The following is a 13,955-nucleotide window of genomic DNA, read 5'->3' as shown; positions in this document are numbered from 1 at the left end:
AACTATGATGGCTATATTAACAAAAGAACAATACGATTTTCTATCTCAGCATAATATTGGAATAGATGAAGTATTTGATGCTTCAGGTATGCAAACAAAATTTTATAAGCAATACATGAAGGATCACGACCTTTTGGTAGCTTATGGTGTTACTCCTTGCCAACTTGGGCACACGCTACGCACTCGCTACGGACACTGTGTTGTCTGCAGTCCACAAAATCTTACCTATTTGAGAAGAAATAGGCAGGCAGGCTATGTATATATCGCATATTCAAGAGCCGAAAATTTAGTCAAAATCGGCTCAACTACCAATCCTAACGGGCGCATACAAACCCTTAACACCCAGGCATACGGAAATCTTGATGATTGGGAGCTGGTAGCCTACCTTAGTCATCAGCACATGGGTGCATTTGAACATCAATTGCAGCAAAAGTTTATTAGATATCAAGTCAAACGATCATATAATCGTCATAATCAGACACTTTATGCCAGGGAAATTTTTTCCATCACTCCACAGATGGCAATCGATGCCGTGCATCAACTTGAGCATCAATTTGATTACTTAAATCAAATACAAACCCCGCAACCGCAACCGCAACCGCAACCGCAACCGCAACCGCAACCGCAACCGCAACCGCAACCGCAACCGCAACCGATTATTGCTGGAAATCCATCAATGTCAAGCAATAAAATAAATAATTCGCGCATGACTCGTCGCAGCTATGCACTAATAATGTTTATTTTTGGCTCTCTAACATCCACATACTGGCTGTTAAACCAATTTAGCTCGCCTGAAGCTATATTTTTCAGTATCTGCATATTGATTATTGCTTCAGCGGTCCAAATATATGCCATGGTCTTACGGCTACATGATGTCAATTATAAAGGGTGGTGGTGCTTATTGCCATTTGTTGGCTTGATTTTATTTTTTGCGCCAGGTACGCCAGGCAGAAATCGCTTCGGCATAAACCCTAGGGATTTACCGTTAATCAAAAACACGTTTTGGTCATGGGCAGCTATTGGCAGAGCTCAATACATATTGACAATTGTTTTTATTTTTATATCTGTATTTTTAGGGGCGGTGATGCTTCAAATTGCCCCAACAGATATTAATCAACGATTGATAACAGGTTTATTTCCACTCAGCTTTTTGCTACTCTTATTTGTTTCAATGAAGCGGTTATCTGATACTCAATATTCACCCTGGCTTGGATTAATCTCCCTGTTGCCTTTCATTAATCTAATACTGATTCTTGCACTTTGTATTTTGCCAAGTCGTTCAACAAGGTAGATTTTCTTAGCCATGCGGAAATTATTGTTGACCCTATCGTTTAGTTTTGTCTCACGTTATATGTTTTGGCTTGCACAAGAAGCTTGTTTATAGGTTTGGATTTATTATCAATCTACTTTATCAACCAAGGTCTGCCATCAAGACGCATTGAACTGCACCAAGATGATTTGTATAATACACTCATCTATCTGTATAGAGTGATGAGAAGTTTATGAAAACACTGTCTTGGTTGAAGCTTGGCGTGATGCTCAGTGTGGCACTTGGCACATCTGCTTATGCCAACACAGATACCAACGCCGATGATGACACTTGGTATCAGACATTTTTGGGCAAACCCAATACAGCCGAATACATCAAAATCAACTATGACAGTATCGCTCGCCATCCCATGCGTAATGGGTTTTATACCAGTGCATGGATTGAGCGACGCCATGAACATTTCCAAAAAACCAACTTTGGTACAAGCTATGCCATCGACCGCACGCACTGGCTGACGGATTGTGCAAATGACCGCTATTTGCTTGATGAAATCAGCTGGCATGATGCCAAAGGCAAGCGACTAGATGGCGCAACCAAATCTGTCAATCCAACCACCGCCACCGACTGGACTGCGGTCGTGACAGGCAAGCCTGATTATGATGTCTATCAATGGATCTGCTGGATGGATGAAGTTAAGGCGCAGGCTAATCTACCATTTGACCGCTAAGCCATACGATTAGACTTGGCAAATTTAGCTTTTTGCAAATATATAGATTTATAATAACTTTATCATAACTTAGTAAAGATGGGCGACCCACCAGTCATCATTCGCCCGCTTTAGCCCGCCAAAATCTGCTATCATGGGCAAATCTTTTTTTAAGCGCATCGGAACACTTTATGTATCCTTTTATCCGTCTTGGCACAGGCATTGGCAAAAGCATCTATCACACGCTAAAAGGCGATACGCTTGGCGTCACCGATACCGGCGAAGTCAGCTTTGTGTGCAATGTGAACGACATTGATAATTTTCTTGAAATGAACAATGGGCGGATTTTGACGCTGTTTGACCTTGGGCGCAACGACTTTGCCATCCGCACAGGACTTGGCAAAAAACTCATCGCCAACCGTTGGGGGCTAGTAGTCGCAGGTAGCACCATCCAATACCGCAAACGCATCCGCCTATTTGATAAAATCACCATCAAAACACGCATCTGCGCCATCGATGAACGCTGGTTTTATATCGAGCAGACCATGTATGCCAAAGGCGTGCCGACCTCTCATGCACTGCTGCGTACTGGCGTAACCAATCTGATGACAGGCAAAGTCATTGATACCAAGCAAGTCTTGGATGCGCTTGGAATGGGTGAGCTTAGCATACCGCCTGATACATGGGTGCAGGCATGGATCGATGCCGATAAGCTACGCCCCTTCCCGACTGGCGAATAACCAACAAAGCCCACCGATATCACCATCGATGGGCTTAATCATACCAAGCTGATGTGCTTATTTGTGCTTAATCGTTGGCTTGGCACCTTGCTCGATGACATCTTGGGTGACGATGACTTCGCTGACATCGGTCATGCTTGGTAGCTCATACATGGTGTCCATCAAGGCATTTTCGATGATCGATCTTAGACCTCGGGCACCAGTTTTACGAGTCATGGCACGCTTAGCGATGGCGGTCAGTGCATCAGGCTCAAAGCTTAATTTCACCCCTTCCATATCAAACAGGTACTGATACTGCTTGACCAGTGCATTTTTTGGTTCGGTCAAAATCTGCACCAACGCCGCCTCGTCCAGCTCTTCAAGACTTGCAATCACAGGCAGACGACCGATCAGCTCAGGAATCAGACCAAACTTAATCAAGTCCTCAACTTCCACTTCACGGAACAGCTCAGTGATGCTTGATTCATCCGCCGCCTTGACATCGGCATTAAAGCCGATACCTGTCTTCTCGGTACGCTGACGAATGACTTTATCCAATCCTGCAAACGCTCCACCAACAATCATCAAAATGTTGCTGGTATCCACCTGAATCATCTCTTGGCGTGGATGCTTACGACCGCCCTGCGGTGGGATATTTGCCACCGTGCCTTCGATGAGCTTCAGTAGTGCTTGCTGTACGCCTTCACCCGAGACATCACGCGTGATCGATGGATTATCGCTTTTACGCGAAATCTTATCAATCTCATCGATGTAGATGATGCCTTTTTGGGTTTTTTCGACATCATAGTCGGCTGCTTGTAGCAGTTTTTGGACGATATTTTCGACATCTTCACCGACATAGCCTGCTTCAGTCAGAGTCGTCGCATCCGCCATCGCAAACGGCACATCAAGCATCTTGGCAAGCGTCTGGGCAAGCAAGGTCTTGCCCGAACCTGTCGGCCCGATCAGCAGAATATTACTCTTGGCAAGCTCCACGCCTGCTTCACGCTCGCTGTCAGCATGGGCGACTTTTAGACGCTTATAGTGGTTATAGACCGCCACCGATAGGGCTTTTTTGGCGGCATCTTGACCGATGACATAATCATCCAAATGCGCGCGCAGCTCTTTTGGCTTAGGCAATGGGCGATTGAGCCATGCTTCTAGCGCCGCTTTATCTTCTGCTTTATCCGCCTTATCATCATCAGCTTTTTTGGCAGATTTGACTGGTTTTTTGGCAGATTTTTTATCGCCGTCTTTTTTGATAATGTCGCTGAGCAAATCGCCACACATCTCCACGCATTCATTACAAATGTTGGCATCAGTGCCTGCGATCAGCTTTTCGACTTCGGTTTTTTTCTTGCCACAAAACGAGCAGCTAGGTACTTGTGTCTTTGTCATAGCGATCTCTTCTTACAGACCTTTTGGGCGTTTTTGTAGCACGACATCAACCAAGCCGTATTCCTTAGCCTGTTCAGCACTCATAAAGTTATCACGATCGGTATCACGCTCAAGCGTCTCAACTGATTGACCTGTATGCTCCGCCAATAAACGGTTCAGCTTGGCTTTTAGCTCAATGATCTCACGAGCATGAATCTCAATGTCTGATGCCTGACCACGGAATCCGCCCAGCGGCTGATGGATCATCACACGAGAGTTCGCCAGTGCATAGCGCTTGCCCTTTTCGCCAGCTGACAATAGGAACGAACCCATGGATGCAGCTTGACCTAGGCAGATGGTTGAGACGTCTGGCTTGATGAAGTTCATCGTATCATAAATCGCCATGCCTGCCGTCACCACACCCCCTGGAGAGTTGATGTATAGATGAATGTCTTTTTCAGGATTGTCCGCTTCTAGGAATAGCAGCTGAGCGACGATTAAGTTCGCCATATTGTCTTCGACTTGACCAGTCAAAAAAATCACACGCTCACGCAATAGACGAGAGAAAATGTCAAATGAACGCTCGCCACGGCCTGACTGCTCGATGACCATCGGCACGAGCGTATTTTGTGGTGCATGATAGGCATCCGCCAACTGATCATAAAAAGGATTTTGCTTGATATTCATAATTTTTCCAACAGTGAATTGGGTTGATTGCCGTACTTGAGAACAAAAACCCCAATGCATACGCTTTGGGGCATTTGTCAATTTGCTAAATTCAACTTTTAGCCGTCTAAGTACTGGGCAATTAGATGGCTTGTTGTTGTGCTGCCGCCAATAGCTCTTGGTACTTGACTTCTTTGTCAGTCACTTTGGCTTGACCCAGTAGATAATCCACCACTTGATCTTCTAGCACCACAGACTCAACTTGAGCGCGTTGTTGCTTGTCGTTGGTGTAGTAGTCGATGACTTCTTGTGGGTCTTCGTAGTTTTCAGCAGCCTCAGCGATGAACGCAGAGACACGCTCTTGATCCACTTCTAGCTTTTGTGCTTCAATGATTTGGCTAACCAATACGCCTAGACGCACTGAACGAAGTGCTTGGTCTTCAAATAGCTCATTTGGTAGCATATTTGCATCAAAAGTCGCTGGGTTTGCACCGAACTGCTGTGCAAAACGGTTTAGCATCATTTGACGCTGACGGTCGATCTCTTGATCTAGCATCGCTTTTGGCACATCAAATTCGTTCTTTTCTAGCAGTGCATCAAATGCCGCTTGCTTAACTTGGTTACGTGCTGCGTGCTTAACTTCACGCTCCATGTTCTTACGAACATCGGCTTTTAGCTTGTCAAGACCGCCTTCGGTCACACCAAATAGTGCAAAAAATTCGTCGTTTAGTTCAGGCAAGGTTGCTGCTTTGACTTCTTTGACAGTGATCACAAACTGAGCTTCTTTGCCCGCTAGGTGTTCTGCTTGATAGTCAGCAGGGAAAGTAACGGTGATGGTTTTTTCTTCACCAGCTTTCATGCCTTTCATGCCATCTTCAAAACCTGGAATCATACGACCTGAGCCGATGACTAGGTTATAGTTCTCAGCGCTGCCGCCTTCGAATTTTTCGCCATCGATTGAGCCTGAGAAGTCAAATGTTGCTTGGTCGCCATCTTCGATTGCACCATCTTTGGTTTCAAAAGTTTGGCGTTGTTTTTGTAGGCTTTCGATCATCACATCGACATCTTCGTCAGACACGCTCGCTACTTGACGCTCAACTTCGATCTCGCCAAGACCTTTAACTTCCACTTCTGGGAAAGTCTCAACTGTCGCTTGATATACCAAGAAATCATTTTCTAGCTTGACATCATCGATGTTTGGCACGCCAACCACGCGTACTTTTTCGGCTGCTAGTGCTTCAAATACGGTGTCACGGATGACATCGTTGATCACTTCTTGTTGGATACCTGCGCCGTATTGGGCACGGATGTGTGATACAGGCACTTTACCTTTGCGGAAACCGTCGATCTTCGCAGTCTTAGCGACGCTACGGATACGGCTTTCAACTTTGTTTTGGATATTGCCAACTGGCACTTTTACGGTTAGCTGTGTTTCTTTGTCAGAGATGACATTCACAGATACTTGTAGATCGCTCATAACTCACCTTAAAATTAAAATAAAAAAACGAAACAGGTCGGTCAAAAACTGACCAAAAATCTGGCTGTGCCAATGCTAACTAAATCCATTTTTTAATGGTAATTAACAATAAGCACATAAAAATACTAAAAGTAACACAGTATAGCCAATCATTGCAAAAATTACAACCAAAACGCCAAAAGTTTCGTATTAAATTGTGGCAAAATGGTGCAAATTGACGCTATCGACTAATGCTGATGTTCGGCTACATTGCACCGCTTAAAGCTGTGCCAACAGCTGTGCCATCGCTTGCCCACGGTGGCTGATGGCATTTTTGGCAGACTTTTCAAGCTCAGCCGATGACTTGCCAAGCTCACTCACCCAAAACAGCGGATCATAGCCAAAGCCATGCTCGCCACGGGGTGCATCCAAAATCTCGCCCTGCCATTTGCCAATCGCAATCAGCGGTAGCGGATCATCGGCATGTCGCACCATCGCAAGCACGCAGACAAAAAACCCCGCAATCGGCGCATCCCCCCGATAAGGGCGTAAATCTGCCAACAGCTTCTCATTATTCGCCTGATCGTCGCCATGCGTGCCTGCATAGCGTGCCGAATAAATCCCCGGTGCATTGCCAAGCACAGGCACACACAGACCGCTATCATCAGCAATCGCAGGCAAACCACTGGCAGCCGATGCATGACGGGCTTTGATAATGGCATTTTCTACAAAGCTAAGCCCATCTTCGATGGCATCATTGATGCCCAGACTGCCTTGACTGATGATTTGTACGCCCAAATTCGCTTGGTCAAATAATGCTTGAAATTCGGCAAGCTTGCCTTTGTTATTGCTGGCTAAGACCCATTGTTTCATAAACTTTTCCTTATAAATAATTACTCATTACAGTGGCGACACCACTGCACTAATCGGCAAATGATCGGATAAATTTGACCACGGCACACCGCCATGCACCATCGCATTATGCACCTGTAGCCCACGCACATAGATACGGTCAAGGCTTAGCATTGGCATCTTGGCAGGATAAGTCGCCGGATACGCCCCATGACAGACATCAAATACTTCATCTAGCCCAAGACCTGACAGCGCTTGGCAAGATTTTTTTGACCAATCATTAAAATCCCCCGCCAAAATCAGCGGCGATTGCTTATCCAAAGTGGCGATATACTCACGGATGGCTTGGTATTGTTTTAGCCTGTCTTTGTGTAGTAAATTTAAATGACAGCACAGCACAATCACAGGCGTCTGCCAGCCATCAGGCATCACTTCACAGTGTAAAATGCCCCGTTTTTCTAGGCGATTGACTGTGATATTGACATTGTGCTTGGGGTCAAGTGGATGGCGTGACAGCACGGCATTGCCATGATGACCATGCTCGTATTCAGCATTTTTGCCATAGCTATCTGCATAACCCAAAAACTCGCCAAACCACTCATGCTGCGGCTGTGATGGAAATTCATTAAAGGCGATGGCTCGTTTTAGATTTTGCCCTTGGACTTCTTGTAGGCAGATGATGTCAGGGTTTAGGCGTGCCAAAGCATCTTTCATGCCGGACAATCGCACGGCACGATTGGTCGGCGACATACCTTTATGGATATTAAAACTGGTAATCGTGATGGGTGTCATGAGTGAATTTATCGCAATAAAAGGCTATTGTAGCATGAATTTGTCTTGTAAAATATGCATTTGGACGCATAATAGAACCAGCTTTTTTTGATAATTGGGATACAATGACGATGACTACGATTGATTTGACCACAAGCCCACTGGATGCTCGCTTGGCATTGGTGGATTTTGATAAAGCCACACCAAGCACCTTACAAACCCTGACCGAACAAGCACTACAAACCGCCACCGACAAGCTTGATGCCATCGAAGCGATGGATGGCGATGTGAGCGTGGGCGATGCTTTTGCACAAATTGAAACTTTTAATACACTTAGCCGTACCATTGAGCGTGCGTTTGGCGTATTATCACACCTAAATAGCGTGGCAAGCACTGACGACATCCGCCATGCACATCATGAAGTACTGCCCAAGCTGTCTGCCTTTGGCACTCGTGTGGGTCAATCAAAAGCGCTGTATCAGCTGTATCAGACCGTGCATGACGGCTTTGAACAATTGCCAAATGAGCACCAAAGTGACGCCCAACGCCAAGCCATCAAAAAAGCCCTACAAAGCTTTGTGCTATCAGGCGTGGCGCTTGATGACGCCAAAAAAGCCGAATTTGCCGACATTCAAAGTAAGCTTAGCCTACTATCCGCCAAATTTTCGGATAATCTGATGGATGCCACTCGCCACTATGCTCGCCCACTGACTGCTGATGAGCTATCAGGCATTAGCGACAATGGCTTGGCACTACTCAAGGCCGCTGGTGATGCTTATCGTGCTAGCCATCCTGATGTTAATTTACCAAGTGATTATGTAGCGACACTTGATATTCCGATGTATTTGGCGGTGATTAGCTTTGCTGATAGCCGTGCACTGCGTGAAGAGATTTATCACGCCTACAATACTCGTGCATCCGACCAAAGCCCTGATACCAAAGACTTTGATAATTCCCCACTCATGACCGACATCATCAATCTGCGTACCCAAAAAGCCAAATTGCTTGGCATGGCAGATTATAGTGAATATTCGCTCGCCACCAAGATGGCAGAAAACAGCCAAGAAATCGAAGCGTTTTTGTTAGATTTATCAAACAAAGCCAAGCCAAAAGCATTGGCAGAATATGCCGAATTGCAGGATTTTGCCAAATCGTTAGGCATTGATGAGCTTAAGCCGTGGGATGTCGCCTATGTCAGCGAAAAAATCCGCCAAGCCAAATTCAGCCTAACCTCTGATGAGCTGCGTCCTTATTTCCCTTTGCCTGTGGTGCTAGATGGCCTGTTTGATATTTGCCGCACTTTATTTGGCGTTGTGATTAGTGTTGCGGATAAGCAGGCATATACCGCTTGGCATGATGATGTGTTATTTTGTCAATTAAGCGATGAAAATAGCGGTGAGCTATTGGGCGGGCTATATTTGGATCTGTTCGCTCGCAGTGGTAAGCAAGGTGGCGCATGGCTTGATGATTTCCAAAAACGCAACGAGCAAGGCGATAGCATCACCTTGCCTGTGGGCTTTATCGTGGGGAATTTTGCCCCGCCGGTGAATGACAAGCCAAGCTTGCTATCTTTTGACGAAGCCAATACCTTATTCCATGAGTTTGGCCATGCCTTGCACCATCTATTGACCGAAGTCGGCGTGGCGGATGTGGCAGGTATCAGTGGCGTGGAGTGGGATGCGGTCGAGCTACCCAGTCAGTTTATGGAAAATTTTGCCATCACTGATGAAGGCTTACAAAAAATCAGCCGTCATATCGACACTGGTGAGCCACTGCCAAGCGACAAAAAAGATGCGCTGATTCGCACCAAAAATTTCCAAACAGGGCTACAGACCCTACGCCAAATGGAGTTTGGGCTGTATGATTTGCGTCTGCACACTCAGTCGATGGCAAACTTTGGCCATGTCAGCTATGCAGACATCCTATCTGTCGCCGATGCCGTCCGCCAAGAGATTGCCGTGGTGATGCCGCCTGCCTATCAGCGATTTGGTAATGGTTTTAGTCATATTTTTGCAGGTGGTTATGCCTGTGGCTATTATTCGTATATCTGGGCTGAAGTGCTATCGGCGGATGCGTTTGGTAAATTTGAAGAAGATGGTGTGTTCAATTCTGCTACTGGTCGCACCTTCCGTGCCGAGATTTTGGCGCGTGGCAGCTCACGAGATGCCAAAGACAATTATCAAGCTTTCCGCGGTCGCAAGGCCACCAATGAAGCACTGCTTCGTCATCGTGGCTTGGCATAGGGTGTCGTGATGCGTTATCAATCCAATCGCCCAAAACGCCAGTTCTTGGCTGGCGTCGCTTGCCCATCGTGCAAAAAAGTCGATGTCGTCGTGCAGATTCAGGTATTCACCCCACAGTTTGATGAATACATCGAGTGCATCGACTGTGGTCATAGCGAACGCCGCCCCACCCCTGATGAGACCACCATCATCCAAGAACAAAATGCCAAAGCCGATGGCGTGGGTGTGGTGAAGTTTAAATAATAAGTATTTATAAATAAAAAAACCGAGCTGATGATGGCTCGGTTTTTTTGATGATGGCGAATTACCATTCAAAATTAACGCCGACATTATAGGCTGTACCGCCACCATTGGTGCTGGTGGCAACACCCATTTTGGTAGCAAAGTTTTGATTAAAGCGGTAGCCTGCGCCGACGGCGACGGCCTGCTGTGACTGATAGCCGCCGATCGCTGCAGTTGCGTTAAATCTGCCGATGCCATAAGGTTGGAACAGACCGCTCAATGCTGCGTTCGCCGCCATGCCGCTTTCAAAGTCTTTTTCTAGCACATCCATTCTGCCAGACAGTGCGGTGACTTTGTTGTCAAGCGCACCGACTTGGGTATCCAAGCGGCTGATGGCTTGAGTGTGTTGCAGCGTTTGGGTATTTAGTGTCTCGATCGCTGTGCCGTGTGCAGCCACCTGCTGACCCAGAGCTGCCACCACACCGGCATCGGCTTTATTTTCAGCGATGGCCAAAGCGCTGGCTGCGGTGGTATTCGCCTGATTGGCCAGCTGCTCTGCATTGGCTGCGGTGGTGCGTACTTCGCTGGTCAGTTGTTGGGCGTCTGCCACCAAGATTTTGGCTTGCTGCGCTGAGTCGGTGGCAACGGTTGCGGCAGTTTGGGCGATGCTTGCCTGTTCGGTGGCAATGGCGGCCGATGCAGATGCGTCTTGTTGTGACGCTTTGGCAGCGGCAGCTTGCTCAGTGGCAGCAGTTTGTGCTTGCTGTGCGGCAGTGGCTGAGTTTTGAGCATCGCTTGCAGACTGGGTAGCTGCAGCCTGGGCTGCAGTTGCAGTTTTGGCTTGTTCTGCAGCAGTTGTCGCTGATTGAGCAGCATTGGCAGCTGAAGTGTTGGCAGTGTTCGCAGAAGTAGCTGCCGCATCTTGTGAAGCTTTGGCGGCTGTTGCTGCAGTTTCAGCAGCCGATTGAGCGATCTGGGCTTTATCAGCTGAAGTTGCGGCGGCGATTTGCGCGCCGGTTGCAGCGGTTGCTGATTTTTCAGCAGCGGCCGCTTGTTCGACTGCTTTAACTTGAGCGACTTGGGCAGTTTGGGCTGAATCAGCTGCTTTTGTCGCAGATACAGTGGCAGCAGTTTGTGCTTGCTGTGCGGCAGTGGCTGAGTTTTGAGCATCGCTTGCAGACTGGGTAGCTGCAGCCTGGGCTGCAGTTGCAGTTTTGGCTTGTTCTGCAGCAGTTGTCGCTGATTGAGCAGCATTGGCAGCTGAAGTGTTGGCAGTGTTCGCAGAAGTAGCTGCCGCATCTTGTGAAGCTTTGGCGGCTGTTGCTGCAGTTTCAGCAGCCGATTGAGCCTTGTCAATATCCACTTTCATATCACGAACAACACGATCCGCATAACCTTCTGCGTGTGAAGCCACTTGAGTTAGTGCCGCTGATACTTCATCTTTGCTTGCTTTGCTGTCTACTTTTGTAGATAAAGCATTAACAGTTATAGCATCTGCTTTGGTAGCAATGACAGCATCTTGCGCTTGGTTTTGAGCATCGACATAGCTGATGTCAGCTTTAGTGTTCACAGTTTCTGTCAAAGCAGTGACAGTTGTAGCATCTGCTTTGGTAGCAACAGTTTGGCTAAGTTCATTCAAAGCTGATTGATCGGCTTTGGTATCTACTTTTGTAGATAAAGCAGTGACAGTTGTGGCATCTGCTTTGGTGGCAATTGCTTGAGTATTAGATTCTACTTTGTCAGCCAATGTGGTCACAGTTGTGGCATCTGCTTTGGTGGCAATGACAGCATCTTGCGCTTGGTTTTGAGCATCGACATAGCTGATGTCAGCTTTGGTGTCTACTTTTGTAGATAAAGCATTAACAGTTTCAGTGTCTGCTTTGGTGTTTACCTTGTCAGACAAAGCAGTGACGGTGGTAACATCTGCTTTAGTGGCAATTGCTCGAGTGTTTGCATCAGCAGTTTGTTGTGCTTTATTAGCAGTAGTTTGAGCGGCATCTGCCAGTGCTTTGATAACGGCATCTTGACGATCCGCATAACCTTCTGCATGTGAAGCCACTTGAGTCAGTGCTGCTGATACTTCATCTTTGCTTGCTTTGGTGTCTACTTTTGTAGATAAAGCATTAACAGTTTCAGTGTCTGCCTTAGTGTTTACCTTGTCAGACAAAGCAGTGACGGTGGTAACATCTGCTTTAGTGGCAATTGCTTGAGTGTTTGCATCAGCAGTTTGTTGTGCTTTATTAGCAGTAGTTTGAGCGGCATCTGCAAGTGTTTTGATAACAGCATCTTTACGATCCGCATAACCTTCTGCATGTGAAGCCGCTTGAGTTAGTGCTGCTGATACTTCATCTTTGCTTGCTTTGGTGTCTACTTTTTCTGCCAATGTGGTGACAGTGGTAGCATCTGCTTTGGTTGCAATTGCTTGAGTGTTTGCATCAGCAGTTTGTTGTGCTTTATTAGCAGTAGTTTGAGCGGCATCTGCAAGTGTTTTGATAACAGCATCTTTACGATCCGCATAACCTTCTGCATGTGAAGCCGCTTGAGTTAGTGCTGCTGATACTTCATCTTTGCTTGCTTTGGTATCTACTTTTTCTGCCAATGTGGTGACAGTTGTGGCATCTGCTTTGGCATCCACTTGTTCAGACAAGGTGGTTAATTGGGTCTTAATTTCACTGATACTTTTTGTCGCAGCACCTACCGATTGCTTGGTTGCTTTGCCCTTATCCATTTGACTGACTTTTTCATTCAGCGCATCCAGCGTAACTTGATCAGCCTTGGTTGCGATCGCTGCATCCTGCGCTTGATTTTGTGCATCGACATAAGCCACCGTCGCAAGCATCGTGTTTGGCGTCGGATTTGTCACTTCATTTGGATCAGCATCGATCGTCACATTATGCCCAGAAGTCGGTGGTGTCACAGGTGTGCTTGGCATCGGTTCGGTTTTTGGTGCAGGTGCCAAGACCTCACCATCGATCACAACTTCATGCACAGGCGTCGGACTGGTTGCTGGCGGCAGCACAGTACCATCGATCTCAACGGTGTGCGAAGGCGTCGTGTTTGGCGCAGTAGGCGTTGTCTGAGCGGCGACATTTTTATGATACTGCTCATCCGTCATTTCAAAATCAAGCTCAAGATCATCAAAAGCCACCGCAGTCACCGATGCAGACGCCACCACCATCGCCAGTGTAGCCGTACTCACCGCCTTTATTAAAGATGGTTTTTTGACTTCACTGCTTGATGATTTGACCGCACCACGAGCCAGCTCAGATGTCACTGTCCATTGTTGAGTCGTTCGATTGAACACCACTTTAAATACTTTATTCATCACAAAATCCTATTGAAGCTGATATGTATAAAAATTGTTGCCAATTACTGCTAATTGTTTCTAAATTTACTAAATTAAACCATAATTTGGTCTAAAGTAAAAGCCAATTTCTTAAAAAATCATTATAATTTTTATGCAATTTTGGAATAAAAAAAACACCCATCGGCACCACCTGTCACTATTTCAGATATTTTCACTATTATCAGAAAAATAACTTATAAATCAGCCCTTGTCTAAAGTTTTAGCCATCATACTTTGGTTAATTCTATGTTTTTTCTGATAAATATGTCGGAATATCTGTATAATCAGAGCATCAGTTTATTAATATCTCATGCCTGAAATGCGCTG

The 13,955-nt window shown here is 46.4% G+C and carries 11 protein-coding genes; 5 read left to right on the top strand and 6 right to left on the bottom strand.

Going from position 1 to position 13,955, the window contains the following annotated elements:
- The first annotated feature begins 4 nt into the window (after nt 1–4).
- The 3 genes from NGM44_RS06400 (at nt 5) to NGM44_RS06390 (ending at nt 2,716) form a co-directional block, all read left to right on the top strand.
- On the top strand, nt 5–1,291 hold the full coding sequence (locus NGM44_RS06400) for a DUF805 domain-containing protein (protein ID WP_253222911.1): 1,287 nt from the start codon (nt 5–7) through the stop codon (nt 1,289–1,291).
- Nucleotides 1,292–1,502: 211 nt separating this feature from the next.
- Complete coding sequence (locus tag NGM44_RS06395) at nt 1,503–1,997, top strand: hypothetical protein (protein ID WP_253222910.1); 495 nt, start codon at nt 1,503–1,505, stop codon at nt 1,995–1,997.
- Nucleotides 1,998–2,167: 170 nt separating this feature from the next.
- Nucleotides 2,168–2,716, top strand: coding sequence for an acyl-CoA thioesterase (locus NGM44_RS06390; RefSeq protein ID WP_253222909.1), 549 nt, complete (start codon nt 2,168–2,170; stop codon nt 2,714–2,716).
- Between the two features lie 57 nt (nt 2,717–2,773).
- On the opposite strand, the gene clpX is transcribed toward NGM44_RS06390, so the two are convergent.
- The 5 genes from clpX to NGM44_RS06365 form a co-directional block, all read right to left on the bottom strand.
- Complete coding sequence (gene clpX / locus NGM44_RS06385; RefSeq protein WP_253222908.1) at nt 2,774–4,093, bottom strand: ATP-dependent protease ATP-binding subunit ClpX; 1,320 nt, start codon at nt 4,091–4,093, stop codon at nt 2,774–2,776.
- A 12-nt stretch (nt 4,094–4,105) separates the two neighbouring features.
- Nucleotides 4,106–4,759 (bottom strand): ATP-dependent Clp endopeptidase proteolytic subunit ClpP, encoded by a 654-nt coding sequence (gene clpP / locus NGM44_RS06380; RefSeq protein ID WP_305884145.1) that lies wholly within the window; start codon nt 4,757–4,759, stop codon nt 4,106–4,108.
- 121 nt (nt 4,760–4,880) lie between these two features.
- On the bottom strand, nt 4,881–6,215 hold the full coding sequence (gene tig, locus NGM44_RS06375) for a trigger factor (RefSeq protein ID WP_253222907.1): 1,335 nt from the start codon (nt 6,213–6,215) through the stop codon (nt 4,881–4,883).
- A 258-nt stretch (nt 6,216–6,473) separates the two neighbouring features.
- The gene (gene rdgB / locus NGM44_RS06370; protein ID WP_253222906.1) at nt 6,474–7,067 is read right to left on the bottom strand and encodes an RdgB/HAM1 family non-canonical purine NTP pyrophosphatase; all 594 of its coding nucleotides are present in this window, start codon (nt 7,065–7,067) and stop codon (nt 6,474–6,476) included.
- A 27-nt stretch (nt 7,068–7,094) separates the two neighbouring features.
- The gene (locus tag NGM44_RS06365) at nt 7,095–7,838 is read right to left on the bottom strand and encodes an endonuclease/exonuclease/phosphatase family protein (RefSeq protein ID WP_253222905.1); all 744 of its coding nucleotides are present in this window, start codon (nt 7,836–7,838) and stop codon (nt 7,095–7,097) included.
- Between the two features lie 104 nt (nt 7,839–7,942).
- On the opposite strand from NGM44_RS06365, the gene NGM44_RS06360 reads away from it, so the two are divergent.
- Nucleotides 7,943–10,060, top strand: coding sequence for a M3 family metallopeptidase (locus NGM44_RS06360; protein ID WP_253222904.1), 2,118 nt, complete (start codon nt 7,943–7,945; stop codon nt 10,058–10,060).
- Between the two features lie 9 nt (nt 10,061–10,069).
- Nucleotides 10,070–10,303: a YheV family putative metal-binding protein gene (locus NGM44_RS06355; RefSeq protein WP_253222903.1), complete on the top strand. Its 234-nt coding sequence runs from the start codon at nt 10,070–10,072 to the stop codon at nt 10,301–10,303.
- Between the two features lie 61 nt (nt 10,304–10,364).
- Here NGM44_RS06355 and NGM44_RS06350 read toward each other — a convergent pair whose 3' ends face one another.
- Nucleotides 10,365–13,607: a YadA-like family protein gene (locus NGM44_RS06350; RefSeq protein WP_253222902.1), complete on the bottom strand. Its 3,243-nt coding sequence runs from the start codon at nt 13,605–13,607 to the stop codon at nt 10,365–10,367.
- Nucleotides 13,608–13,955: the final 348 nt, after the last annotated feature.

This window comes from Moraxella sp. FZFQ2102 (assembly GCF_024137865.1).
Lineage (GTDB): Bacteria > Pseudomonadota > Gammaproteobacteria > Pseudomonadales > Moraxellaceae > Moraxella.
Note: the sequence above shows the minus strand (reverse complement) of the source record. Positions and strands in the feature narration are given on the sequence as shown.